This is a genomic window from Devosia enhydra (assembly GCF_900119845.1).
Classification (GTDB): Bacteria; Pseudomonadota; Alphaproteobacteria; order Rhizobiales; family Devosiaceae; genus FPKU01.
Genome location: NZ_FPKU01000002.1, coordinates 359,123 through 383,207 on the forward strand (window position 1 = coordinate 359,123; position 24,085 = coordinate 383,207).

Below are 24,085 nucleotides of genomic sequence, written 5' to 3' on the forward strand. Positions count from 1 at the left end.
AGTCGCTTAGGGCCGCGGCAGGGCCTTCTCGGTCTTGGCATCGAAGAGATGCAGGCTGCCCGGCTGCGCCATCGCCGTCACCGTCTGGCCCACCGCCGGCACGACCCGGCCCGGCGCGGTGGCGATCGCTTCGGTTGCACCGACCTTGATATGCACCAGCGTTTCGGGCCCGAGCGGCTCGACGGCATCGACGACGCCTTCGACCGCAAAGGCACCCGGCTGGCCGGCGCGGCTGGGATCGACCACGAATTCATGCGGCCTCACGCCGATGAGCAACTTGTCCCCGCCGCCGGCCGGCAGGGCCACCTGCACCGAGGTGCCGTCGATGGTGACGCCGCCAGCGGTCCGGGTCGCCGGCAACAGGTTCATCGCCGGGCTGCCGATGAAGCGCGCGGTGAAGATATCGACCGGGTTCTCGTAAAGCTCGGTGGGCGAACCGACCTGCAGGATGTCGCCGTCGCGCATCACCACGATGCGGTCGGCGAGCGTCATCGCCTCCACCTGGTCATGAGTCACATAGACGATGGTGGTGCCGAGCCGCTGGTGCAACCGCTTGATTTCAATGCGCATCTGGGCGCGCAGCTGCGCGTCGAGGTTCGAGAGCGGCTCATCGAAGAGGAAGGCGACGGGATCGCGCACCATGGCGCGGCCGATGGCCACGCGCTGCCGCTGCCCGCCCGAAAGCGCCGCCGGCCGACGCTCGAGATAGGGGGTAAGCCCCAGCGTCTCGGCCGCCGCATCGATGCGCTGGTTCTTCTGCGCCTTGTCGAGCTTGGAGGTATAGAGCCCGAAGCCGATATTCTGGCGGACCGTCATGTGCGGATAGATCGCGTAGTTCTGGAACACCATCGCGATATTGCGCTGCTTGGGGTCCTGCATGTTGACCACGCGCCCGCCGATCTTGAGCGTGCCGCCCGAGATCTCCTCGAGCCCGGCGATCATGCGCAGCGTCGTGGATTTGCCGCAGCCCGAGGGGCCGACCAGCACTACGAATTCGCCATCGGCGATGTCGAGGTCGATCTCGCGGACCGCCTTGACGCCTTTGCCATAGACCTTGCTCAGGCCTTCAAGCGTGATGGTGGCCATCATTGCCCTCCAGAAAGTGCAGAAAAGCGCTGCGCCAGTTCGGCGGCGGCTGCGGCTTCGCGCGCGGCACGCGCCGCAGCACGATCGCGGAAGCCCGCAAGCGCTTGAGTGTAAAGGGAAAGCGAGGCATCGAGCGCTTCGGGGGCAGGTCCGCCCAGGCGCGCGCGCACCGCAATGAAATGCTCGGGCGAAACGATGCGGCGGAACGCATCCTCGCCGATATCGGCCTCGCGGCCGGTATGCTCGGCAAAGGCCTCACGGAACGGGCCATAGCCCTCCTCGAGGCTGCCGCCCACCGCCACCACCTTGCGCGCCACATGGGCGGCAATCTCATGGGCCTGCCGGAACGACAGCCCGGCCTCCCGCACCAACGAATCCGCCAGTTCGGTAATGGTGATGCAGCTTTTGGCGATGTTGGCGCGCACCCGGGCCGGATCGACCCGGATCTGGGCGACGAGCGTTGCGAGCAGCCGCAGCACCCGGCCGCCGCTGGCAAAGGCGCCATAGCCGAAGCCCTGGCTCTCGCCCTCGCTGTCGTTCATATCGGTGAAGGGCGTGTTGTGCATGATGTCGAGCATCGCGCGCGCCCGGCCCATGGTCTGGCTCGAGAGGTGCCGCAGATGCTCGATCGGCACCGGATTGCGCTTTTGCGGCATGATCGAGGAGATCTGCACCAGCGCGTTGGGCACATAGATCTGCCCGACCTCGAAGCTCGTCCAGAACTGCAGGTCCTGGATCGGGCGCCCCAGATGCAGGAACATCAGTTCGATGGCGCTGTAGGTCGCCGTCGTGTAGTCGACTCCGGCGATGCAGGAATAGGAATTGTTGAGCGGGGCTGAAAAGCCCAGAAGCTGGGCCATCCGCACCCGGTCGATCGGGAAGCCCGACGTGGTGATCGCCGCCGCGCCCATGGGCGAGAGATCGACGATGGCGCGGGCCGCCTCAAGCCGCTCGATATCGCGCACCATCACCTCGGTGACGGCGGCGAGGTAGTGGCCGAGCGTCGAGGGCTGGGCCGGCTGCCCATGAGTATAGGCGACGATGAGCGTGGATTTCTCGCGCTCCACCGCCGCGACCAGCGCCTCGAGCAGGCCGAGCGCTTCGCCCAGCAGCACGTCGATGCGCTCCTTGAGCCCGAGCTTGAACAGCGTGTGATCGATGTCATTGCGCGAACGCGCCGTGTGCAGCCGGCCCCCGATATGGGGGCCGATCCGCTTTTTCAGCTCTTTCTCGATGAGGAAGAAAAAGTCCTCCACCTCGCCCGTATAGGTCAGGGCCGGCACGTCGAGCTCAGCATCGATCGACACCAGCGCCCCGGCGATGGCCGAAGCCTGCTCGGCGCTGAGGATGCCGGTTTCCGCCAGCATCACCAGATGGGCCCTGTCGATGCGCCGGAAGCTCTCGACGTGATGGTCCTTGGCCCCGTCGAACAGCGGACGGAGCACGGTTTCGGTATAGACCGGGTCGGGGAACCGGCTGGTATCGGCAAGCCTTGGGTCAGTCATGGTCATCCCTTGAGGCCTGCGAGCATGACGCCGCGCACGATATAGCGCTGCAGCACGAGGAACACGATCAGCGTCGGGATGGTGGCGAGCGCCGCACCCGTCATGATCATTTCCCACTGGATCGACTGTTCCACCGCAAAGCTCGAGAGGCCCACCGGCAGAGTGTAGAGCTCGCGGCTGTTGGTGACGATCAGCGGCCAGAAGAAGGCCGTCCAGTTGCCCAGGAAGGTGAAGATGGCGAGCGCCGAGATCGCCGGGGTCACCAGCGGCATGGCCACCTTCCACCAGATCTGGAACTCGTTGAGCCCGTCGATGCGCGCGGCTTCGAGGAAGTCATCGGGCACGCTCTCGAAGAACTGCTTCATCAGGAACACGCCGAAGGCGGTGATCATGCCGGGGAACATGATGCCCCAATAGGTGTTGATCCAGCCCAGCTGCGCGCTCATCAGGTACCACGGGATCACCAGCATCTCGGTGGGGATCATCAGGGTGGACAGGATGGCGATGAAGACGAGGAAGCGGCCGCGGAACTGGAACTTGGCCAGCGTGTAGCCGACCATCGAGTCGAAAAACACCGCCGACAGCGTCGAGCAGACCGCGATGAAGGTCGAATTGAAGAACCAGCGCATGAACCGCCCGTCCGAGAGGACGGCGATATAGTTGTTCAGCGTCGGATTGGCCGGAATGAGCTGCAGATCGTAGATCTGGCCAGCCGATTTCAGCGAGGTCGAGAGCATGTAGAGCAGCGGGGTCACCATGATGACGCCGCCGATGAACAGCAGCGTCCAGGTGATGATGCGGCCCGGGCGGATCGCGGCGCGATTGAGCCGGTGCTCCGCCGCCTGCGGGTCGGCCACAGTGGTCATTTGCGTTCCCTCAGGACCCAGAGCTGGAGGAGCGAGACGATCAGGAGGATGGTGAACAGCACCACCGTCTGCGCCGCTGCATAGCCCATGGCATAGGACTGGAAGGCCGTCTGGTAGATCATCAGCACCAGCGGCTTGGTGGTGTTGAGCGGACCGCCCGGATCATTCGTGGTCATGTTGTAGACCTGGTCGAAGATCCGGAGGAACCCGATCGAGGAAAACACCACGAGGAAGACGGTGGTCGGCTTGAGCAGCGGCAGCGTGATCTTGCGCAGGATCGGCCATTCGCCGAGCCCGTCGATGCGCGCCGCTTCGTAATAGGTCTGCGGGATGGCCCGAAGACCGGCCATGAAGATGATGATCTGGAACCCCAGCCCCGCCCAGATGGCGGTGACCATGATCGAGGGCAGCCCCTGCTCGATCGAGCGCAGGAAGGGCTGGGCCGGCAGGCCGATGGAGGCGAGGATGTTGTTGAGCACGCCGATCGGCACGGGCTGGTAGAACCAGCGCCAGACCCAGGCCATGGCAGCAGCCGTGGTCAGGAAGGGCACGAAATAGAGCGCGCGGATGAACCCGTGCATGAACCGGACGCGATCGAGGTAATAGGCGATCACGAAGGACAACAGCAGGCTGATCGGCGTGCCGATGATGAGATAGGCGAAGGTGTTGCGGAACACCTGCCAGAAGGCCGGATCGTTCAGCAGTCGCTGGTAGTTGGCAAGCCCGATGAAGCGCGCGGGGCGCATCAGGTCCCAATTGGTCAGCGACAGCCAGAAGGCCCAGAAGGTGGGGTAAAAGCGGATGACGACGAAGAAGACGATGGGAATGGCGAGGAAGACCCACGCCCAGACCACGCGCTTCTGCCCGATCGTCAGCTTGTCCCAGATCCGGCCCTTGGGGGCCGGATCTGCGGTTGTATCAGCCATGGCGCGGCTCAACGGGAGTAGAACTCGTCAAGAATGGCCTGCTCCTGCTGGGCGGCTTCGGCCACGGCCTCGGCCACCGGCTGGTTCTGCAGCTTGATGCGGGCTTCGAGATCGAGCGCCACCTGGCGCTGCGCGATTTCGTCCACGAAGATCGTGGTGCGCGAATAGTCCAGAGCCCGCAGGAACGGCCCGTAGATCGGGTCGGCGAGGTTGGTCTCGGTCAGCGCGGCGGCACGGCGGGCCGGGAGTTCGCCCACCACTTCGAGCCACACGGCCATGGCTTCTTCGGAGCTGATATACTGCAGGAACTTCTGGGCAGCTTCGAGTTCCTCGCCCTGGGCGCGGGCGCCGATGGCGTTGGCGAAGTAGCTGGCATAGTTCGAGCGCACGCCCTCGGCATTGGCCGGAAGCTCGGTCACGCCCCATTCGAAGCCTTCGATGGCGCGGAAGGCGCCGAGGCGGAAGGTGCCGTCGATGGTCATGGCGGCAAGCCCGCCGCGGAACGCGGCCTGCGGCTCGTCCATGAAGCCGATCTCGCCGATCTTTTCCTCGCTCTCGAGGCCCATCAGGAACGCGGTGGCCTCGATGCCGGCCTCGTCATTATAAGTGACGGTGCGGCCATCGTCGGAATAGGGCTGGCCGCCGAACTGGCGGATCAGCACTTCACGCCACCAGTGATGGTCCTGCGCGGAAAGACCGAAGGCGAGGCCTGCCGAGGTCATGTTGCCGGCGCCATCGCGCTTGACGGTGGCCTTGCCGGCGGCAACCAGTTCCTCGAGCGTATCGGGCGGATCGTTGGGGTCGAGCCCGTTCTCCTCGAAGATCTTCTTGTTGTAAAACAGCGCCAGCGAGCGCACGGCGGTCGGCAGGCCGTAGTAATCGTCGCCGCGCTTCATGGCGCTGACGATCGGGAAGAAATCGGATTCGATCTCTGCATGCGGGAACACGGCCGGATCGAGCGGCTGGATCAGGCCGCCGGCGACGAAATTGTCTACCCAGCCATAGAACAGCTGCACCACATCGGGGCCCTGGCCCGCGACATTGGCCGCGACCACGCGGGTCTGGTAGTCGGCATAGGGGAAGGTCTGGTGGCGAACCGTGATGTCGGGGTTGGCCGCCTGGAAATTGGCGATGAGCTGATCCATCGCCTTGACGCGCGAGTCAAACACATACTGCCAGTATTCGATTTCGACCGCCTGCACGCTCGACAGCGTCAGGAAGCTGATGCCGGCGGCGAGCCCGCCGGCGAGGAACCGATTGCGCATGAAGACCTCCGTGATGGACCGCGCCGCCACAGCGGGCGGCTGCGGTTCGTTTCCCTCGGGGGCAGGAGCTGAACCCACTGCCTTGAGGCTACGCTCACCTGCCGGGGCCGTCTTGTCAATAAAATAATCTACTTGTGTTATTCGCGTCATGACGCCATCGTCCGGGTCGGGAAGGAATGCTGCCATGACCACGAGGGAGCGCCCCGCCGCGCGCCAGCGCGTGGCGATCGGCACCAATCCGGAGCGCAACAGATCGCATAACCGCCGCGTCGTTCTCGACGTGGTGCGCATGCATGGCGCGCTGGGCCGCACCGAGATCGCGCGGCTCACCCGCCTCACCCCGCAGGCCGTCGCCAATATCGTCGAGGAACTCTGTTCCGAAGACATGCTGGTTGAAGTGGGCCGCCGCCGCGCCGGGCGCGGCCAGCCCCCCATCCAGTTCGCCGTAAACCCCGAAGGCCCGATGACGGCGGGCGTCGAGATCGCCGGCGATCGCATCGCCACCGTCCTGCTCGATCTGGGCGGCGGGGTCAGGGCGCGGCGCACAGCGCCTCTCGCCGACACGCGGCCCGAGATCGTCGTCGAGCATCTTTCGCGTGAGATCGCCGCCCTGCGCCGCCAGGGCGGGTCCGCCCGGCTGCTCGGCGTTGGCGTCGTGATGCCCGGGCCCTTCGAGGTCGATGGCATGAGCTCGGTCGGCCCCGCCACCCTGCCGGGCTGGAGCGGCATCGATCCGCGCGGGCTCATCGAAGAGGCCACCGGCACGATGGCGGTGATCGAGAACGATGCGAACGCCGCCGCTGTGGGCGAGCGGCTTTTCGGCGCCGGCCGGCCGTTCTCGAGCTTCTGCCTCCTCTATTTCGGGGTCGGCATCGGGCTCGGCATCATCCATGAGGGTCGCCCGCTCAGGGGCGCGCATGGCAATGCCGGCGAGATCGGCCATACCCCCACCCGGCCGCGCAATGATCGGCCCGCCGGCGGCTGGCTCGAGCAGCATGCCTCGCTCTATGCCCTGCGCGACCGGCTCGCTGCCGCAGGCCTCATCGATGTCGGCCCCGTCGCCCTCGATGCGCTGCTCGCGGCCCGCCATCCGGTGCTGATGGACTGGATCGCCGAAGCCGCCGATCACCTCGCCCCGGTTGTGGGCATGCTCGAAAACCTCCTCGATCCCGAGACGATCATCCTGGGCGGGGCCCTGCCCGATGCCCTCACCGATGCGCTGATCGCCGCGCTCGAACCCCTGCCGATTTCGGTTGCGGCCCGGCCGCACCGCACCGTGCCGCGCGTTCTGCGCGGCCAGACCGGGCGCTGGACGGCAGCGCTCGGCGCCGCGGCCCTGCCGCTGATGGAAACCCTGACGCCGCGTCTCGATCTTGCTATCGGGCCGCTTGCCCCTGCCGATACGGAGCCCAACTGATGAGCCTAGCCCGAGATCGCATCGCCCGCCGCCGGGCCCGTCCGCGCCTGGTGGCGCTGAGCCACGCGCTGTCGCGCCTGCAATCGGTGCTGACGCTGATGAATACCGGCGCGCATCCCGATGACGAGGACAGCGGGCTGATGGCCGCCTTCCGCTTCAAATACGGGCTGCGCGTGGTCGTCGCCAATTCGACGCGCGGCGAAGGCGGGCAGAACGCGCTCGGGCCCGAACGCACCGGGGCCCTCGCCGCCATGCGCTCGCGCGAGATGGAGGAGGCGGCGCGTGAGCTCGATGCCGGCGTGCACTGGATGGGCCATGGCCCCGGTGACCCGGTGCATGATTTCGGCTTCTCCAAATCCGGTGTCGATACGCTCGAACGCTGGGGGCGTGACAGGATCATCGAGCGGCTGGTGCGCGCCTATCGCACCGAGCGGCCCGATATCGTCATCCCCACTTTCCTCGATGTGCCCGGCCAGCACGGCCACCACCGCGCCATGACCGAGGCGGCCGAGACCGCTCTGGGCCTCGCCGCCGATCCCGATGCCTTCCCCGAGCATTTCGAGGAAGGCCTCAGGCCCTGGACGGTGGCCAAATACTACCTGCCGGCCTTTTCGGGTGCTGGCGATACCTATGACGACGAGGTGCCCCCGCCCGAAACCACCATGGTGGTCGAGGCGGGCGGACGCGATCCCGCCACTGGCGCCAGCTGGGACGAGATCGGGGAATTCTCGCGTTATTACCATGCCAGCCAGGGCATGGGCCATTGGCGGGCGGAATCGCCCACCGCCTGGCCGCTGCACCTCAAGCACGGCCCGCGCGGCAATGCGCCCGAGACCGATATCCGCGACGGGCTCGCCGCCACCATCGGGTCGCTCGCGTCCCTCGAAGGCGTTTCGCCCGCCGCCGCCGCCTCGCTCAATGCGGCGCAGGCCGCCATCGATGAGGCGCAGGCCGCCTTCCCCGATGGCGCCCGCATGGTGCCGCTCCTGCTGCGCGCCGCCAGCGAAACCGGTGCCGCCCATGAGGCGCTTTCGGGCGACGTGGCGGAGGCCCATCGCCATCGCCTCGCCCGCAAGATCAGCGAGATCGACGCCGCCGTGCTGCTCGCCGCGGGCATCGATGTCGAGGCATGGGCCGAGCCGCCCAACGCGCCGCCGGGCGCCAGCGCCACCCTCAAGGTGCGGCTCCATGGCCCCGAGGGCGCAGATATCCGCATCAGGCCCTGGGCCGGCGCCGGCATCGTCACCGGACCAGCCGAGCATGAGAGCCCCTCGGTGACGCGGTTTCCGCTCACCGTCTCCGAGCACGCCGACCTCACGACGTCCTATCCGCCGTTCTACGAAAATCTCGGCGGCAACGGGCCCCTGTCGGTCGCCGTCGAAATGGCCATCGACGGCCACCGTGTCTTCGGCCGCTTCGACCTCGAAGAGCCCTTCGCCATCGTGCCGGCCCACTCGCTGCTGCTCGATCCGCCCGCGATCATCGCCCGTACGGCCGACCCGCGCCGCAACTGGTCGGTCGCCGCGCGCGTCGATGGCCCGGCCGCGGCCCTGAGCCTTTCTGCGCCGGCCGGCTGGCAGGCTGGCATCGGGTCGGGGTCCATCGCCATCACCGCGCCCACCAACCTGCCGGCCGGAGCGACGCGGCTCGAACCGATGATCGATGGCCGTCCCGCCTATCGCATCGAGCGCTTCGCCTATCCGCATGTGGGGCGCATCGTGCGCCCGGTGCCGGCCACCATCGATGTGCTCGCGCTCGACCTCGAACTCCCCGAGGGTGCGCGCATCGGCTATGTCGGGGGCGGCGCCGATCGCGTCGGCCTCTGGCTGCCGCGCATGGGGCTCGACGTCACCGAAATGGGCGCGGCCGATCTCTCGGGCGATCTGTCGCGCTATACCACCATCGTCATCGGGCTCTTCGCCTTCGGCCTCCGGCCGGATCTGGTGGCGGCGCTGCCGGCGCTGCATCGCTGGGTCGAGGCGGGCGGTCACCTCGTCACCCTCTATCATCGCCCCGGCGATGGCTGGGATCCGGCCCGCGTGCCGCCGCGCCGGCTTGTGGTGGGTCACCCCTCGCTGCGCTGGCGGGTGACCAACCCCAATGCCGAGGTCACGGTGCTTGCCCCCGATCACAGGCTGCTCAACGGCCCCAATGTGATCACTGCGGCCGATTGGTCGGGCTGGAACAAGGAGCGCGGCCTCTATTTCGCGTCCGAGTGGGATGAGGCCTATGTACCGCTGATTGCTGCCTCCGATGCCGGCGAAGCGCCCTTGCGCGGCGCCCTGCTTTCGGCTCAAATCGAAGCGGGTCGACATACCCACTGTGCGCTGGTGTTGCATCACCAGATGGATCATCTCGTGCCGGGTGCCTTCCGCCTCATGGCCAATCTCGTTCAGCCCGAAAGGCGCAGATGACCACAACAACCCCCCAGCCGACATCCGACCGGCTGGGCATAATCTGGTTGTTGACCGACATGGCGATCGTTACCGTCATGACGGTGGTGGTAAAGATCCAGGGCGCGACCTATCCCGCCATCCAGCTGGTGTTCATCCGCTCGCTGGTCGGGCTGGTCGCGATCCTGCCCATCGTCTGGCGGCAGCGCGCCGCCATCGCCGGCACGCAGCGGCCCGGCCGGCACATCTTCCGCGTCTTCTGCAACGCGGTGGCGATCACCGGCAATTTCGCTGCGCTTGCCGCCCTGCCGCTGGCGCTCGCCAATGCCATCGGCTTCATCCGGCCCATCGTGGTCATGCTGCTGGCCCTCGTGCTGCTCGCCGAAAAGATCGGGCCGATGCGCTGGCTGGGCGCCGGCATCGGGCTCTGCGGCGCCCTGCTGATGGTGTCGCCGGGCAGCACCGAATGGTCCTGGGGGCTGGTTGCGGCCTTCGCCTCGGTGATGTTCGGCTCGCTCGCCACCATCCAGATCCGCGCCCTCAAGGCCGAGAACACCATGACCATGATGCTGTTCTATACCGTCGGGCTCGCCATCTTCACGGGGCTGCCGGCCTGGTATTTCTGGCAGCCGGTCGCCTGGGGCGACTGGCCGGCGCTGCTCCTGATCGGGGTCATGGCGCAGCTGGCGCAGTTCTTCTATCTCAAGGCCTATCAGAGCACCGCCGTCGGCGTTCTGTCGCCCTTCACCTATCTCTCGGTGGTCTTTGCCTCGACGGCCGGCTTCGTCGCTTTCGGCGAAATCCCGAGCTGGCAGACGCTGGTGGGCGTGCTCATCATCATCTCGGGCCTCGCGCTCGCCAATCATTTCGAGCGCAGGGACAAGGCGCAGTGACAGGTTTCGACGTCGTCGTGGTGGGGCTGGGCGCGGCCGGCAGCGCCACGCTGCTGCAACTGGCCCGGCGCGGCGTCCGGGTGCTGGGGCTCGATCGGTATGCCCCGCCCCATGCCATGGGCTCCACCCATGGCGAGAGCCGCATCACACGGCGCGGCATCGGCGAGGGCGAGGCCTATGTGCCACTTGCGCGGCGCAGCCACGAGATCTGGCGGGACATCGAGGCCGAGACCGACGCGGGCCTGCTTTTCGAGATCGGCTCGATCATCATCTCGCGGGCCGACGATGCGGTGCCCCGGCCCGGCCGCACCGGCTTCATCGCACGCTCGCGCGATGCGGCGCGGCGCTTCGGCATCACCCACGAGATGCTCGATGCCGCCGAGATCCGCCACTGCTTCCCCCATCTCAGGCCCAGCGACGATGAGGTGGGCTATTACGAGCCAGGCGGCGGCTATCTCGTGCCCGAGGCCTGCGTTGCCGCCAATCTCCGCCTTGCCGAGCGCTCCGGCGCCACGCTGGGGCTGGGCTGCACGGTGCAGTCCCTGCGTCATGAGCGCGATCATGTGGTGCTAGAAACCGATACGGGCCCGATCCGTGCCGCCCGCGTCGTGGTCTCGGCCGGGCCATGGGCCGGCCCGCTTCTGGGGCCGCCCTTTGCCGCGCTGCTTCAGCCGGTACGGCAGGTGATGCACTGGTTTCCCGTCGATCCCGACTGGCAGGCGGCATGGCGGTCCGGCCCGGTCTTCATGTGGCCCCATGGCGCCTCGGGCGATGATTTCTTCTATGGCTTCCCGCTCATCGGCGAGGCCGGGAGCTTCAAGACCGCCGACGAATTCTATGGCGCGCCCACCCCGCCCGAAACAATCGACCGCGCCGTTCCGGCCGAGGATTCAGCGCGCATGTATCGCGCCCATCTCGAAGGGCGGCTCGCCGGCATCGGCGCCACGGCTGAAAAGGCGGTGACCTGCATCTATACCGTCACCCCCGACAGCGCCTTTCTCATCGATGATCACCCCGCCATTCCCGGTGTGCTGGTCGTGTCGCCCTGCTCTGGCCACGGCTTCAAGCATTCGGCGGCTATCGGCGAAGCGGTGGCCGAGCGGCTGGTCGAGGGCCGCAGCACCATCGACCTGTCGCCCTTCGCGCTCGGCCGCCTTGCGTCGCAGGCTGTTCCGGCAAGATAATATGCCTTCAATCTGCATTTCCTGAGCATACTGTACTCTGCTGATAAATTCCGGTAGCATGGCATTCCTCGCTCAGGGAGCCCTTGCCATGTCCGATCCGGCCGACCATCCGCTTCTCGCCCGCATTCGCGACAGCCTGGTCGGCGACACGGTCAGCATCCCCGGCCCGTTCGGCCCCAAGCCGCTGGTCTATGCCGACTACACCGCCTCGGGCCGCAGCCTCGACTTCATCGAAGAGGCGGTGGCGCGGCTCGTGGCGCCCACCTATGCCAACACCCACACCGAGACCTCCTATACCGGGCTCCAGACCACCGCCCTGCGCGAAGGCGCCCGCGCCGCCATCCGCAAGGCGGTCAACGCCGATGACCGGCACGCGGTGATCTTCACCGGCTCGGGTGCAACCAGCGCCATCAACAAGCTCGTGCGCCTCCTCACCCCGCGCGGCGGGCCGGCCCCGGTGGTGTTCGTCGGGCCTTATGAGCATCATTCCAACGATCTGCCCTGGCGCGAATGCGGGGCCAAGGTCCTGCGCATTCCGCTCTGCGGGCGCGGGCTGCCCTGTCTCGACAGCCTCGCCGAAGCGCTCGCCCATCATGCCGATGCCCCGGTCAAGATCGGCGCCTTCTCGGCCGCCTCCAACGTCACCGGCGTCATCACGCCGCTGCGTCCGCTGGCGCGGCTGCTGCACGCCCATGGCGGCTGGCTCCTCGCCGATTATGCCGCAGCCGGGCCCTATCTCTCCATCGACATGGCCGAATCCGCCCTAGGGGCTAACGATGCCTGCGACGCCGTCTCCGTCTCGCCGCATAAATTCGTGGGCGGCCCGGGCGCCTCGGGCGTGCTGATCGCCGATCGCGTTCTGCTCGCCGCCACCGTCCCCTCCATGCCGGGGGGCGGCACCGTGTCATACGTCACGGCCCATTCGCACCGCTACGTCGCCGATGCCGAGCGCCGCGAGGAAGCCGGCACCCCCAATGTCATGGGCGATATCCGCGCCGGCCTCGTCTTCCAGCTCAAGGCCGATATCGGGCACGAGACTATCTCGGCGCTCGAGCAGCGCGCCGTTGCACGCATCCGCGCGGCCTGGTCCGACTGCCCCGGCATCGCCGTGCTGGGTCCGGCCGAGACGGAGCGACTCGCGATCTTCTCGTTCAACATCCGCAGCGGCGAGCGGCTGCTGCATCCCAATTTCGTCGTGGCGCTGCTCAACGATCTCTTCGGCATCCAGGCGCGTGGCGGCTGCTCCTGCGCCGGGCCCTATGCCCATGACCTGCTCGGCATCGGGCGCGACGCGGCCGACCATTATGCGGCGCTGGTGGGCGAGGGGCTCGGCGTCTACCGCCCCGGCTGGGTGCGGCTCAATGTCAATTTCTTCTTTGAGGACAGGCTGATCGACTATATCGCGAGAGCCGTGCGCTTCATCGCCGAGCATGGCGCCGCGTTCCTGCCCGCCTATCGCGTCAACGCGCAGACCGGCCGCTGGACCTTCGGGGGCATCTCGACACGCGCCGGGCACGGCTTTGCCGATCTCTGCCTGTGGCGCGATGCCTCCGCCCAGAACCAGCCGGTGCCCGCCACCCCGGACCTGTCTGTTGTCATGGAGGCTGCCCACCAGGCGCTCGCCGCGCTAACGGGCTCAGCGGCTCCGGACGATCAGGATGGGCGCATCGATCCCCGCCTCGGCGATCCCGCCCGCTGGTTCGCCCTCGCCGAGCCTCAAGCCGGGCGCTGAGCGGGGGAGGCGCGGAGCGAGAGAGGCTACGCGCACCCGGAAATCGCTACTGCCGCTTGACGTCGAAGCCGAGATGCCGGCCGACGCTCTCCACGTCCTTGTCGCCGCGACCCGAGAGGCAGAGCACGATGGTCTCGTCCTTGCCCATGGTCGGGGCGATCTTCATCACCAGCGACAGGCCATGCGCGGTTTCCAGTGCCGGGATGATGCCCTCGAGCCGCGTGCAGAGCTGGAACGCCTCGAGCGCTTCATTGTCGGTGATGGGCGCATAGGTCACCCGGCCGGTATCCCTGAGCCACGCATGTTCGGGGCCGACGCCCGGATAGTCGAGCCCGGCCGAGATCGAGTGGCCTTCGAGGATCTGCCCGTCCTTGTCCTGCAACAGATAGGTGCGGTTGCCATGCAGCACGCCGGGGCGCCCGCCGGTCATCGAGGCGGCATGGCCGTTCTCGACATCGATGCCGTGCCCGCCTGCCTCGGCGCCATAGATCTTGACGCTCTTGTCGTCGAGGAAGGGGTGGAACGTGCCGATGGCGTTCGAGCCACCGCCCACGCAGGCCACCACCGCATCGGGCAGCTTGCCTTCGGCCTCGAGCATCTGCTCCTTGATTTCCGTGCCGATCACCGACTGGAAGTCGCGCACCATCTCCGGATAGGGATGCGGGCCCGCCGCCGTGCCGATCAGGTAATAGGTGGTCTCGACATTGGTGACCCAGTCGCGCAGGGCCTCGTTCATCGCATCCTTGAGCGTGCCGGCGCCCGCCGTCACCGGCCGCACCTCGGCGCCCAGCATCTTCATGCGCAGAACGTTGGGCCATTGCCGCTCGACATCGGTGGCGCCCATGAAGATCGTGCAGGGCAGCCCGAAGCGCGCGCAGACCGTGGCGGTAGCCACGCCATGCTGGCCGGCACCGGTCTCGGCGATGATGCGCGTCTTGCCCATGCGCCTGGCCAGAAGGATCTGCCCCACGCAATTGTTGAGCTTGTGGCTGCCGGTGTGGTTGAGCTCTTCGCGCTTGAAATAGACCTTGGCCCCGCCCAGATGCTCGGTGATGCGCTCGGCGAAATAGAGCGGCGAGGGGCGCCCGGTATAGTGTTTGCCCAGATAATCGAGCTCGGCGAGATAGGCCGGGTCGGCCCGGGCGGCGCGATAGGCCGCCTCCAGGTCGAGGATCAGCGGCATCAGCGTTTCGGCCACGAAGCGACCGCCGAAGACGCCGAAGCGGCCCTGCTCGTCGGGGCCGGTGCGGAGGGAATTGAACGCCGTCGTCATGGCAAGCCTTCTGGTAAAAGGAGCGTGGTCAAAATCGGATCAGCCGGCGTCGCGCACGGCGCGCACGAAGGCCGAGATGAGGGCGGCGTCCTTGACGCCCGGCGCTGTTTCCACCCCCGACGAGACATCGACGCCCATCGGCCGCACACTGCGCACCGCCTCGCCCACCGTTTCGGGCGTCAGCCCGCCCGAGAGCATGAAGGGCAGGTCGGGGTCGAGCCCCTTGAGCAGCGACCAGTCGAAACTGTGGCCGAGCCCGCCCGGCCGCTCCGCCTGGCGGGGCGGCTTGGCGTCGAGCAGGATGCGGTCGGCGACATCAGCAAAGCCCTTGACCGCCACCACATCTTCGGGCCCGCCGATGGGGCAGGCCTTGATGATGGCGATGCCGGCCTCGTCGCGGATGGTCGCGACGCGATGCGGCGTTTCGGGCCCATGGAGCTGTATCCAGTCCGGGCCGAGCGCCGCCACCTGGGCGACCAGCGTATTGTCGGGGTTCACGAGAAGCACGCAGCTTTCTACGCGCCCGCGCGCCTGCGAGATCAGTTCGCCCACCGTGTCGATGTCGACATGGCGCGGGCTGCGCGCAAAATGCACGAAGCCGACCATGTCGGCGCCCGCCGCGATGCTGGCATCGAGCAGCGCCTTGGTTTTGATGCCGCAGATCTTGATGATGACCGGATCGCTCATCGTGCCGCTATTGCTGTTTGCTGACCAGTTCGTCGAGGCCGGGAAGGGAGCGCCCGTCGAGGCCAGGGCTGCGCCGGGCCGATTCGAGGTCGCGGCTCAGCACCTCGGCATGGCGGCGCCAGTGGCGCTCCTCGCGGCGGTGCGGGGCCTGCGCGAACCAGGTCGCCATGCCCCCGAGCAGCACCCCGATGAGGAGCACCGCGAAGATGACGAGAAAGAGCGGCACCCCGGCGCCGCTGCCCGCCAGCTCCTGCGGAGCGATGAAGGGGTTGAAATTGACCACCACGAGCTGCCGGTTGGCGAGCGCGAACACGATCAGCACCGCCGAAAGCGGCAGCAGGATGAACCAGCCCACGATGCGCTTCATCATGGGAAGAGCTCTCCGGCCATTCCGCCGCATGTGGACCGTTTCACCGTCTCGTTGAAACGGCAAAGCCACTCATGCTCGTGATGTGCGGCGCTTCCGAACCGGAAAACCGTCGCCACTTTTCCTCGCAGCGCTCTAGGCGTTGTTGAGCCGCTCACGGATTTCCTTGCCCGCCTTGAATTGCGGCACGTATTTCTCGTCGACTTCGACCTGCTCGCCGGTGCGCGGGTTGCGTCCGACGCGGGCCGGCCGGTTCTTGACCGAGAAGGCGCCGAAGCCCCTGAGTTCGACGCGGTCGCCGCGTGCCATGGCATCGCCGATCTCATCGAGAATGGCGTTGACGATATTCTCGATATCACGCTGGAAAAGATGCGGATTTTCCTCGGCAAGCTTCTGGACCAGTTCGGACTTGATCATCGCCGCTCCCCGGCCTTCCTCCCCCGCCCGTGCGGGTCCCGTCATGCCGGACCAACCTGCCAAAGCGAGACCAGCCCGTCAAGCGCGATCGGTCCGGAGGCGGGAAGGCCGATTGTCGCGCGCATCTGGCCACCCAGCCACTGGCCGAGATCGCCGAGCGGGCTCGATGGCACCGGATACCAGGTGATGATGGGCAGGTCCTCGGCCACGTCGCGCTCCGCCTCGAGCCAGGCGATGGCTTCCTGCTCCCCGCCATTGGCGTCGATCAGCCCGGTTTCCACCCCGACCCGCCCGGTCATGATGCGGCCATCGGCAAGCCCCAGCACCACCGGCCGCTCCAACCCGCGGCGTTCGGCCACGATGTCGACGAACCAGGCAAAGGAATCATCGACCAGCGCCTGCAGCGACTGGCGCACGGGCGGGCTGATCGGTTCGTCGAAGGACGGCTCGGCCTTGAGCGGCCCGGTGGCCACCTTGTCGAGGTCGATGCCGATCGTATCGAAGAGCTTGCCGGCATCGACATGCTGGTAGAGCACCCCGATCGAGCCCACGATCGAAAGCCGCCGCGCCACGATGCGGTCGGCGGCGATCGCCGTCATATAGGCGGCCGAGGCACCCAGTTCGCGGATCACCGCGACCACGGGCTTTTCGGCCCGCAGCCGCGACAGCGCCTCATAGAGCTCCTCGCCGCCCGCCGTGGTGCCGCCGGGGGAATTGATGTCGATGATCACCGCCTTCACCCGATCGTCCTCGGCGATGCGCTCGATGGTGCGCAGCCGCGTGCGTTCGGTGAGGATGGTGCCGTCTATGCCGATGCGGGCGATCTGGTCGCCGGTCTCGCGCCCCGGCCCGGCAAAGCGGGCCGTCGCCGCGAGGGCAGCCACGAGCAGCGCCACCACGAACAGCACCCGCCACAGCCGGCGCGAGCGCCGGAGCCGGTCGAGCGCGGCAAGCAGATGAGCGGTCTGGTGCCGCGGCTCGGGCGCAAATGCGGCATCGGTCGCAGCGGCGTCGGGGGCCACTCCGGCACCCGAACTGGCGCGCTCCCAGGTGTTTGACTGGGGCGGCGGCGGGCCGTCGCTATCGGAAGGAGACGTCATGGCAGGCCCCGCTGGTCTTGATGGCAGACACGATAGGGTTCGCGGCGCACTGGATCGGGCGTCCGTCCGGCAACGCGACAGAAAGGCGCTTACGCGCCGGTTGCGGCAAAAGCAAGCTCAGCCGACGGGCCGCTCCATCAGCCGCGCCGCCGCTTCATAGGCCGCGAGCTTTGGCGCCAGATGCGGGGCATCGACCACGCCAAAGCCCTGCCGGCTCCAGAACGGGATCGACCCGTTGACGGCCACGAGGCTGATCCGTGCCATTCCCGCCTTCTGCGCAAGGGCGACAAGATCGGCGATGCAGCGCCCGGCCGCCCCGCTGCCGCGCGCTTGGGGCAGAAGCGCCAGGTCGTGGATGTACCAGCAATCGGCCGTCTCGGGCAGGCCCCCGAGCGGAGCGTTGAGCGCCGGCACGGCGCCCCGCAGCCAGGGGTGGGAAAACACATAGCCCGCAAGCCCGCCCGCTTCGGCTTCCAGCACGCGGCAGCCCTCGGGCGCCAGCGCGAATTTTTCCGCCAGCACTGCGGGCGCTTCGAAGAAATCGGGATGCACGCGATCGGCGATGGCCTGGATGGCAGGCAGATCATCGGCAGCCATGGGGCGCCAGACGAAGGCCGGGGATTGGGCCATGATGGCACCCTCGCAAAACCAATCGGCCCCGGCAGCGGCTCCCTTGGGGAAGCTGCGTACCGGGGCCGGAGAAATCCGGGGGCGCCAGCACGGCGTCCCCGGTCATCAGGATCAGTTGCTGTCGCGGCCCTTGAGGGCGGCGCCCAGGATGTCGCCGAGCGAAGCGCCCGAATCCGACGAGCCATAGGCAGCCACGGCTTCCTTTTCCTCGGCGATTTCCAGCGCCTTGATGGAGAGCTGGATGCGCTGGGTCTTGCGGTCGTACTGGGTGACGCGCGCATCGACCTTGTCGCCCTTGGCGAAGCGCTCGGGGCGCTGGTCGTTGCGATCGCGGCTGAGATCGGCGCGGCGGATGAACGCGGTCATCTCGCTGTCGGCGATACGGACCTCGATGCCCCCGTCATTGACCTCGGTCACCGTACCGGTGACGACCGAGCCCTTGCGGATGCCATCGCCGCCCTGGTCGGCAACTTCGCTGGTGGCGAGCTGCTTGATACCGAGCGAGATGCGCTCCTTGTCGATATCGACGTCGAGCACCTTGGCCTTGACCATGTCGCCACGGTTGTAGTCGTCGAGAGCGATCTCGCCCGACTTCTGCCAGTCGAGGTCCGACAGGTGCACCATGCCGTCCACGTCGCCATCGAGGCCGATGAACAGGCCGAACTCGGTCTTGTTCTTGACTTCGCCTTCGACGGTGGCGCCGATCGGGTACTTGTCGGCAAACGCTTCCCACGGGTTCTGCAAGGTCTGCTTGAGGCCCAGCGAGATGCGGCGCTTGTCGGGATCGACCTCGAGCACCATCACTTCCACTTCCTGCGAGGTGGAGACGATCTTGCCCGGATGGACGTTCTTCTTGGTCCAGCTCATCTCGGAAACGTGGATCAGGCCTTCGATGCCCGGCTCCAGTTCCACGAACGCACCGTAATCGGTGATGTTGGTCACGCGGCCGGTGAACTTGACGCCAACCGGATACTTGGCCTCGATGCCTTCCCACGGATCGGCCTGAAGCTGCTTCATGCCGAGCGAGATGCGGTGGCTCTCATGGTTGATGCGAACGATCTGCACCTTGATGGTCTCGCCGATCGAGAGCACCTCGGTGGGATGGTTGACGCGGCGCCATGCGATGTCGGTGACGTGCAGCAGGCCATCGATGCCGCCGAGGTCGACGAACGCACCGTAATCGGTGATGTTCTTGACCACGCCGTCGACCACCTGGCCCTCTTCGAGCTGCTGGACGATTTCCGAACGCTGCTCGGCGCGCGACTCTTCGAGAATGGCGCGACGCGAGACGACGATATTGCCGCGGCGCTTGTCCATCTTGAGGATCTGGAAGGGCTGCGGCACGTTCATCAGCGGCGCGATGTCGCGGATCGGGCGGATATCCACCTGCGAGCGCGGCAAGAAAGCGACGGCGCCTTCGAGGTCGACCGTGAAGCCGCCCTTGACCTGGTTGAAGATGACGCCTTCGACGCGCTCGTTGGCGGTGTACTTCTCTTCGAGCTTGACCCAGCTCTCTTCGCGACGGGCCTTGTCGCGGCTGAGCACGGCTTCGCCCATGGCGTTCTCGACGCGGTCGACATAGACCTCGACCTCGGAGCCCACCTGGATGGTGCCGTCACGGCCGGCCTGCCCGAATTCCTTGAGCGGAACGCGGCCTTCGGTCTTGAGGCCCACGTCGATGATGGCGAGATCCTTCTCGATCGCCACCACACGGCCCTTGACCACGGCCCCTTCCAAGGGCTCGTTGTCGACGAACGAATTCATCAGAAGGGCTTCGAAATCGTCTTTCGTCACAGTCTGCTGTGCCAAATCGGTCTCCAGTCACGCCGTATGCGGGGGTTGGAACGATGAAAGCCGGATCAGGTCCAGTCGCCGGCGATGAGCCGGACGACCCGGCGCGCGGGACCTGATCGCGATCTATTCTGTTCATGATGTCATTCGTCGCGGCCGGCAGGGATGCACCGTCCGGGGCAGGCCGCAAGGGTTGATTTACGAAGCCCCGGAGGGTCCGGCCTTGCGGGCCATGGCACCGTCGACGAGAGCGACGGCCGCGCGGAATGCGGCCTCTATATCCAATCGGGTCGTATCGAGCAAGTGCGCATCGGGGGCCGGAAAGAAGCCGCCATTGGGATTGGCGCGGTCGCGCGCGTCGCGCGCCTCGATCTGGTGGTAGAGCTCGTAGCGGTTGACCGTGAGCCCGCGCGCCTCGTACTGGCGCGCCCGCCGCTCCATGCGCGCCTTGCTGTCGGCATCGATGAAGAGCTTCACATCGGCTTCCGGGCAGATTTTCGTGCCGATGTCGCGCCCGTCGAGCACGGCCCCGCCGGGCTGCAGCGCGAACTGGCGCTGGAAATCGAACAGCGCCTGGCGTACCGCCCCGATCACCGCCACCCGGCTCGCCAGCTCGCCATAGGGCTGGGCCGAAAGGATGGCCGGATCGAGATGGCCGGTATCGACCGCCCCCGCCGCCGCGATGGCGCGCGCCTCGAAATCGGGCGCATCGGAATAGGCCTCGATCGCCCGGCCCACGGCGCGATAGAGCAGGCCCGTGTCGAGATGGGGCAGGCCGTAATGGCGGGCCAGCGCCGCCGCCAGCGTCCCCTTGCCCGAGGCGGCCGGGCCATCCACCGCGATGATCACGCCGCGGTTCCTGGCGTAAAGGCGGCGCCGAGCCGGGTCATGCCGGGCACGAAATCGGGAAAGCTCGTGGCGATCATGCGCTCGTCATCCACCGTCACCGGCTGGTCCGAGGCCATGCCGAGCACGAGGAAGCTCATGGCGATGCGATGATCGAGATGGGTCCTGACCACCCCCCCGCCCGCCACCCGGCCGGTGCCGCGCACGAGGAGGCTCTCCGGCCCCTCGACGCACGCGACGCCATTGACCTCGAGCCCGCGCGCCACGGCGGCGAGCCGGTCGCTCTCCTTTACCCGCAATTCCTCGAGCCCTTCCATCAGCGTCTCGCCCTCGGCATAGGCGGCCGCTACCGCCAGAACCGGATATTCGTCGATCATCGAGGGGGCCCGCTCGGCCGGCACGGTCACGCCCCTGAGCCGCGAATGGCGCACCCGCAGATCGGCGACGTCTTCCCCGCCCGACTGCCGCTGGTCGATGAGTTCGATATCCCCGCCCATCTCCTGCAAGGTGGTGATGAGGCCGGTGCGGGTGGGGTTCATCAGCACGTTCTCGATCACGATGTCGGCACCCGGCACGATGAGCCCGGCGACAATCGGGAAGGCGGCCGAGGACGGATCGCCCGGCACCACCACGTGCTGGCCGGTGAGCTTTGGCAGCCCCTCCACCCTGATGGTGCGCACCCCTTCACTGTCGGTCTCGACCGAAATCTCTGCGCCGAACCCCTCGAGCATCTTTTCGGTATGGTCGCGCGTCATGATCGGCTCGATCACCACCGTGGTGCCCGGGATGACGAGGCCCGCCAGCAGCACGCAGGATTTGACCTGCGCCGAGGCCATGGGCACCCGGTAGCTGATCGGCAGCGGCGCCTTGGGTCCCCGGAGCGCTATGGGCAGCTTGTTGTCATGGTGCTCCACCACCTCCACCCCGATGGCGCGCAGCGGATCGAGCACCCGCTTCATCGGCCGGCTCGACAGTGACGCATCGCCCACAAAGCGCGTGGTAAAGCCATAGCCGCCCACCAGCCCCATGGTGAGCCGCGCGCCTGTGCCGGCATTGCCGAAATCGAGATCGTGCCTGGGTTCGAGAAAGCCTCCGACCCCCAGCCCGTGCACGTGCCAGCGATCGCCGCGCTTTTCGATGCTGGCTCCGAGTGCCTGCATGGCCTTGCCGGTGGCCAGCACGTCATCGCCCTCGAGCAGCCCGTCGATCAGCGTCTCGCCTTCGGCCATGGCGCCGAACATGAAGGCGCGGTGGGAAATGGACTTGTCCCCAGGCACCCGGAAGCGGCCCGAAAGCGGGGCGGCCTTGGCCGAGCGGAGGGGGCGGGGCGGGCTGGCGGAATGGGACATCTGTGGGCCGTCGGCGCTGGTCGATGGAAAGCCCGGTCGGCTTAGCACGGGCGCCCCGCCCGAGGCCAGCGCCCAGCGCCGCGCGGCCCGGCCCTGTCTTGGCCGCTTTGGCGAACCATTTAGCGTTTGACAGTCCCCGGCTTTGGCAATAACCGGACCCACCACAGCACCCCCTACAGATGAGGACCCAGATTGGCCAGTTCAGAGCGCGGCACCAAGCGGCAGTGCCTGCATTGCGGCACCAAGTTCTACGACCTCAATCGCGATCCCATCCTCTGCCCCAATTGCGGCAAGGTGTTCCTGCTCAGCGAAGCGCGCGTGCCGCGCTATCGGGCTGAAGAGGACGAGGAAACCGAAGAGGTCGAGGTCGACGAGGCCGCCGATCCCAACGCCCCCGAGATCGTGTCTCTCGAGGACGCCGAGACCGAGGATGCCGCCGAGGACGAGATCCCCGATGTCGAGGATGTCGAGGACGTCGAGGATATCGGCGACGACGATGCCGACGTCTTCCTTGAGGAAGATGAGGACGAGGATGAAAATCTCGACTTCGACGTCGGGGGCGGCAACGACGAAAGATAGTGCGTTTTGCCCCTTGCATCCCTCCGGGAGCTTGAATATTAGGGGGCACCGCTTCGAAGCGGTCCGGTTCGGACCGTAGCGAAGTGCCCAGGTTTCGGGGCCATAGCTCAGTTGGGAGAGCGCTTGAATGGCATTCAAGAGGTCGTCGGTTCGATTCCGATTGGCTCCACCATCCACAAGGGTCCGGTAACGGATCTGGATCTGAAAAAGACCCGGCCTCGCGCCGGGTCTTTTTCATTTTGCGCAGTTATCGCCAGAGACGCCGGCACATCGTGCCATCGGCGCTCCGCAACATCTTGTTAATCTTTCAGCGCTGCTGTTGTCATACGGCCACAGTGAGGGTCTTGTTGTCGAAATGATGCCTTATATGGGTTGGCAATTGGGCATGAAGGGTGCAGAAAAGCGGCAGTATCACTGTCAGCTCAGGACTTTTCCAAGATGAACATTGCTCTCAAGCTCGGCGCTTCGGTCGCCACCCTGGCCGTTTTGACCGTCTCGGCTCACGCTGCTGACCTCTACGTTCCCCAGCAGCCCTTCATTCCCGAATCGCCTGCCATGAGCTGGACCGGCGGTTACGTCGGCGGCCATGTCGGCTACGGCTTCGGCAGCGTTGATGGCACCATCACCGCCGGCGGTACCGGCTCGGCCGAGTTCGACACCGAAGGCTGGGTCGCGGGCGTCCAGGCTGGTTACAACCATGATCTCGGCGGCATCGTGATCGGTGTCGAAGGCGATATCGCCTGGGCCGACATCAATGGCTCGATCCCGAATGGCGGTTCGCCCGGCACCATCTACAACTCGATCGACTGGCTCGCCACCCTGCGCGGCCGCGTCGGCTTTGCCGCCGATGCCTTCCTCGTCTATGCGACGGGCGGCGTGGCCTTTGCCGGCGGCACCACGGGCATCGATTTCGTGGGCGGCCCGAGCTTTGAAGGCAACGCCACCCACACCGGCTGGGTCGTCGGTCTGGGCGCCGAGGCCATGGTCGCCGAGAACGTCTCGCTCAAGGCCGAATATCTCTACCACGATCTGGGCACCGCCTCCTACGACGCGGCTCCCTTCTCGGCCGATGCCGCGATCACCGTCTCGACCATCAAGATCGGCGCCAACTTCCACTTCTGATCGCCGCGATCTCCACGCTTTTCGAAAAGGCAGCCCTCACGGCTGCCTTTTTGCTTTTCGCGCGGGGGGTCTCGAGGGACGGAGGGCAGAACAGCGGCCTCCCCCATGGTTCGCGACGCGGCTGCGCCGCTCCTCACCACGAGATCTCACCTACAATCACAGAGGTCCTCATCCTGAGGCTTCCAAGCGAGCCGCACGGACCGGGCGCTCCGGTGGAGCGACCGGAGCGCAGGAAGGCTATGAGCGCTATGCGCGAATGGCTCGGCGCAGGGGCGTCTCGAAGGACGAGGGCCGGGCACACCCAACGGCCCTTCCCACTCACAGCGCGATCTCGGCTCCCGCGTCCCCTCTCCCCACCGGGGAGAGGGCCAGGGTGAGGGGTCTCGCCCCACGCAAGATCGCAAGGCCCCCTCACCCGGCGCGCCGCGCTGGCGCCGCTCCTCACCATGAGATCCCCCGCAATTTACCGAGGTCCTCATCCTGGGGAGCCCCTGTAGGGGCGTCTCGAAGGACGAGGGCCGGGCACACCGAACGCCCCTTCCCACTCGCAGCGCTATCTCGCTCCTGCGCCCCTCCCACTTTGCTCAGCGCGCACCACCCCCATCCCCAACTTATCCCCACCCCCACCCACCACCGCCATAATGCGCCTCATCTCCT

The 24,085-nt window shown here is 66.9% G+C and carries 21 protein-coding genes and 1 tRNA gene; 8 read left to right on the forward strand and 14 right to left on the reverse strand.

Annotated elements, in window-relative coordinates; all coding sequences use genetic code 11:
* Positions 1 to 6: 6 nt before the first annotated feature.
* From BT183_RS10855 to BT183_RS10875, 5 genes are read right to left on the reverse strand one after another with little or no spacing between them, the layout of a single operon-like run.
* On the reverse strand, positions 7 to 1,086 hold the full coding sequence (locus tag BT183_RS10855; RefSeq protein ID WP_072344606.1) for an ABC transporter ATP-binding protein: 1,080 nt from the start codon (positions 1,084 to 1,086) through the stop codon (positions 7 to 9).
* Complete coding sequence (gene argH / locus BT183_RS10860; protein ID WP_072342671.1) at positions 1,086 to 2,597, reverse strand: argininosuccinate lyase; 1,512 nt, start codon at positions 2,595 to 2,597, stop codon at positions 1,086 to 1,088. The genes BT183_RS10855 and argH overlap by 1 nt, the downstream gene beginning before the upstream one ends.
* Entirely contained in the window at positions 2,594 to 3,457 is an 864-nt protein-coding gene (locus tag BT183_RS10865; RefSeq protein WP_072342674.1) for a carbohydrate ABC transporter permease, read from the reverse strand. Before BT183_RS10865 ends, argH begins: the two co-directional genes overlap by 4 nt.
* Entirely contained in the window at positions 3,454 to 4,383 is a 930-nt protein-coding gene (locus tag BT183_RS10870; RefSeq protein WP_072342676.1) for a carbohydrate ABC transporter permease, read from the reverse strand. Before BT183_RS10870 ends, BT183_RS10865 begins: the two co-directional genes overlap by 4 nt.
* Positions 4,384 to 4,391: 8 nt before the next feature.
* Complete coding sequence (locus BT183_RS10875; RefSeq protein ID WP_072342679.1) at positions 4,392 to 5,648, reverse strand: sugar ABC transporter substrate-binding protein; 1,257 nt, start codon at positions 5,646 to 5,648, stop codon at positions 4,392 to 4,394.
* A 184-nt stretch (positions 5,649 to 5,832) separates the two neighbouring features.
* On the opposite strand from BT183_RS10875, the gene BT183_RS10880 reads away from it, so the two are divergent.
* From BT183_RS10880 to BT183_RS10900, 5 genes are all read left to right on the forward strand, one after another.
* Positions 5,833 to 7,065, forward strand: a complete 1,233-nt coding sequence (locus BT183_RS10880; RefSeq protein ID WP_072342681.1) for an ROK family transcriptional regulator — start codon at positions 5,833 to 5,835, stop codon at positions 7,063 to 7,065.
* Positions 7,065 to 9,479, forward strand: coding sequence for a PIG-L family deacetylase (locus BT183_RS10885; RefSeq protein ID WP_072342683.1), 2,415 nt, complete (start codon positions 7,065 to 7,067; stop codon positions 9,477 to 9,479). Before BT183_RS10880 ends, BT183_RS10885 begins: the two co-directional genes overlap by 1 nt.
* Positions 9,476 to 10,351: a DMT family transporter gene (locus tag BT183_RS10890; protein ID WP_072342686.1), complete on the forward strand. Its 876-nt coding sequence runs from the start codon at positions 9,476 to 9,478 to the stop codon at positions 10,349 to 10,351. Before BT183_RS10885 ends, BT183_RS10890 begins: the two co-directional genes overlap by 4 nt.
* On the forward strand, positions 10,348 to 11,535 hold the full coding sequence (gene solA, locus BT183_RS10895) for an N-methyl-L-tryptophan oxidase (protein WP_072342689.1): 1,188 nt from the start codon (positions 10,348 to 10,350) through the stop codon (positions 11,533 to 11,535). The genes BT183_RS10890 and solA overlap by 4 nt, the downstream gene beginning before the upstream one ends.
* 88 nt (positions 11,536 to 11,623) lie before the next feature.
* Positions 11,624 to 13,267 (forward strand): aminotransferase class V-fold PLP-dependent enzyme, encoded by a 1,644-nt coding sequence (locus tag BT183_RS10900; protein ID WP_072342692.1) that lies wholly within the window; start codon positions 11,624 to 11,626, stop codon positions 13,265 to 13,267.
* A gap of 46 nt (positions 13,268 to 13,313) precedes the next feature.
* Here the strand turns inward: BT183_RS10900 and trpB are convergent, their stop codons facing one another.
* From trpB to aroA, 9 genes are all read right to left on the reverse strand, one after another.
* Complete coding sequence (trpB, locus tag BT183_RS10905; RefSeq protein WP_072342705.1) at positions 13,314 to 14,540, reverse strand: tryptophan synthase subunit beta; 1,227 nt, start codon at positions 14,538 to 14,540, stop codon at positions 13,314 to 13,316.
* Between the two features lie 39 nt (positions 14,541 to 14,579).
* Positions 14,580 to 15,227 carry a phosphoribosylanthranilate isomerase gene (locus BT183_RS10910; protein ID WP_072342707.1) on the reverse strand — a complete coding sequence of 216 codons (648 nt, stop codon included), beginning with the start codon at positions 15,225 to 15,227 and terminating at the stop codon, positions 14,580 to 14,582.
* Between the two features lie 7 nt (positions 15,228 to 15,234).
* The gene (locus tag BT183_RS10915; protein WP_072342709.1) at positions 15,235 to 15,597 is read right to left on the reverse strand and encodes a lipopolysaccharide assembly protein LapA domain-containing protein; all 363 of its coding nucleotides are present in this window, start codon (positions 15,595 to 15,597) and stop codon (positions 15,235 to 15,237) included.
* A gap of 132 nt (positions 15,598 to 15,729) precedes the next feature.
* Positions 15,730 to 16,011: an integration host factor subunit beta gene (locus BT183_RS10920; protein WP_072342711.1), complete on the reverse strand. Its 282-nt coding sequence runs from the start codon at positions 16,009 to 16,011 to the stop codon at positions 15,730 to 15,732.
* 41 nt (positions 16,012 to 16,052) lie between these two features.
* Entirely contained in the window at positions 16,053 to 17,111 is a 1,059-nt protein-coding gene (sppA, locus tag BT183_RS10925) for a signal peptide peptidase SppA (protein ID WP_084603454.1), read from the reverse strand.
* A gap of 117 nt (positions 17,112 to 17,228) precedes the next feature.
* Complete coding sequence (locus BT183_RS10930; protein ID WP_072342713.1) at positions 17,229 to 17,741, reverse strand: GNAT family N-acetyltransferase; 513 nt, start codon at positions 17,739 to 17,741, stop codon at positions 17,229 to 17,231.
* Between the two features lie 111 nt (positions 17,742 to 17,852).
* Positions 17,853 to 19,550, reverse strand: coding sequence for a 30S ribosomal protein S1 (gene rpsA / locus BT183_RS10935; protein ID WP_072342715.1), 1,698 nt, complete (start codon positions 19,548 to 19,550; stop codon positions 17,853 to 17,855).
* Positions 19,551 to 19,730: 180 nt separating this feature from the next.
* On the reverse strand, positions 19,731 to 20,381 hold the full coding sequence (locus tag BT183_RS10940; RefSeq protein WP_072342717.1) for a (d)CMP kinase: 651 nt from the start codon (positions 20,379 to 20,381) through the stop codon (positions 19,731 to 19,733).
* The gene (gene aroA, locus BT183_RS10945; RefSeq protein ID WP_072342719.1) at positions 20,378 to 21,727 is read right to left on the reverse strand and encodes a 3-phosphoshikimate 1-carboxyvinyltransferase; all 1,350 of its coding nucleotides are present in this window, start codon (positions 21,725 to 21,727) and stop codon (positions 20,378 to 20,380) included. The genes BT183_RS10940 and aroA overlap by 4 nt, the downstream gene beginning before the upstream one ends.
* Before the next feature lie 192 nt (positions 21,728 to 21,919).
* On the opposite strand from aroA, the gene BT183_RS10950 reads away from it, so the two are divergent.
* The 3 genes from BT183_RS10950 to BT183_RS10960 all read left to right on the forward strand — a co-directional run bounded on the left by BT183_RS10950 (position 21,920) and on the right by BT183_RS10960 (position 23,428).
* The gene (locus tag BT183_RS10950) at positions 21,920 to 22,306 is read left to right on the forward strand and encodes a TIGR02300 family protein (protein WP_072342721.1); all 387 of its coding nucleotides are present in this window, start codon (positions 21,920 to 21,922) and stop codon (positions 22,304 to 22,306) included.
* A 96-nt stretch (positions 22,307 to 22,402) separates the two neighbouring features.
* Positions 22,403 to 22,478, forward strand: a tRNA-Ala gene (locus BT183_RS10955).
* A gap of 266 nt (positions 22,479 to 22,744) precedes the next feature.
* A complete protein-coding gene (locus tag BT183_RS10960) occupies positions 22,745 to 23,428 on the forward strand; it encodes an outer membrane protein (protein WP_072342723.1) in 684 nt (227 codons plus the stop codon).
* Positions 23,429 to 24,085: the final 657 nt, after the last annotated feature.

Excerpts from the sequence above, each read along its gene's own strand:
- BT183_RS10855 (WP_072344606.1), bottom strand. The coding sequence starts at position 1,086 with ATGGCCACCATCACGCTTGAAGGCCTGAGCAAGGTCTATGGCAAAGGC.
- argH (WP_072342671.1), bottom strand. The coding sequence starts at position 2,597 with ATGACCATGACTGACCCAAGGCTTGCCGATACCAGCCGGTTCCCCGAC.
- BT183_RS10865 (WP_072342674.1), bottom strand. The coding sequence starts at position 3,457 with ATGACCACTGTGGCCGACCCGCAGGCGGCGGAGCACCGGCTCAATCGC.
- BT183_RS10870 (WP_072342676.1), bottom strand. The coding sequence starts at position 4,383 with ATGGCTGATACAACCGCAGATCCGGCCCCCAAGGGCCGGATCTGGGAC.
- BT183_RS10875 (WP_072342679.1), bottom strand. The coding sequence starts at position 5,648 with ATGCGCAATCGGTTCCTCGCCGGCGGGCTCGCCGCCGGCATCAGCTTC.
- BT183_RS10880 (WP_072342681.1), top strand. The coding sequence starts at position 5,833 with ATGACCACGAGGGAGCGCCCCGCCGCGCGCCAGCGCGTGGCGATCGGC.
- BT183_RS10885 (WP_072342683.1), top strand. The coding sequence starts at position 7,065 with ATGAGCCTAGCCCGAGATCGCATCGCCCGCCGCCGGGCCCGTCCGCGC.
- BT183_RS10890 (WP_072342686.1), top strand. The coding sequence starts at position 9,476 with ATGACCACAACAACCCCCCAGCCGACATCCGACCGGCTGGGCATAATC.
- BT183_RS10900 (WP_072342692.1), top strand. The coding sequence starts at position 11,624 with ATGTCCGATCCGGCCGACCATCCGCTTCTCGCCCGCATTCGCGACAGC.
- trpB (WP_072342705.1), bottom strand. The coding sequence starts at position 14,540 with ATGACGACGGCGTTCAATTCCCTCCGCACCGGCCCCGACGAGCAGGGC.
- BT183_RS10910 (WP_072342707.1), bottom strand. The coding sequence starts at position 15,227 with ATGAGCGATCCGGTCATCATCAAGATCTGCGGCATCAAAACCAAGGCG.
- BT183_RS10915 (WP_072342709.1), bottom strand. The coding sequence starts at position 15,597 with ATGATGAAGCGCATCGTGGGCTGGTTCATCCTGCTGCCGCTTTCGGCG.
- BT183_RS10920 (WP_072342711.1), bottom strand. The coding sequence starts at position 16,011 with ATGATCAAGTCCGAACTGGTCCAGAAGCTTGCCGAGGAAAATCCGCAT.
- sppA (WP_084603454.1), bottom strand. The coding sequence starts at position 17,111 with ATGACGTCTCCTTCCGATAGCGACGGCCCGCCGCCGCCCCAGTCAAAC.
- BT183_RS10930 (WP_072342713.1), bottom strand. The coding sequence starts at position 17,741 with ATGGCCCAATCCCCGGCCTTCGTCTGGCGCCCCATGGCTGCCGATGAT.
- aroA (WP_072342719.1), bottom strand. The coding sequence starts at position 21,727 with ATGTCCCATTCCGCCAGCCCGCCCCGCCCCCTCCGCTCGGCCAAGGCC.
- BT183_RS10960 (WP_072342723.1), top strand. The coding sequence starts at position 22,745 with ATGAACATTGCTCTCAAGCTCGGCGCTTCGGTCGCCACCCTGGCCGTT.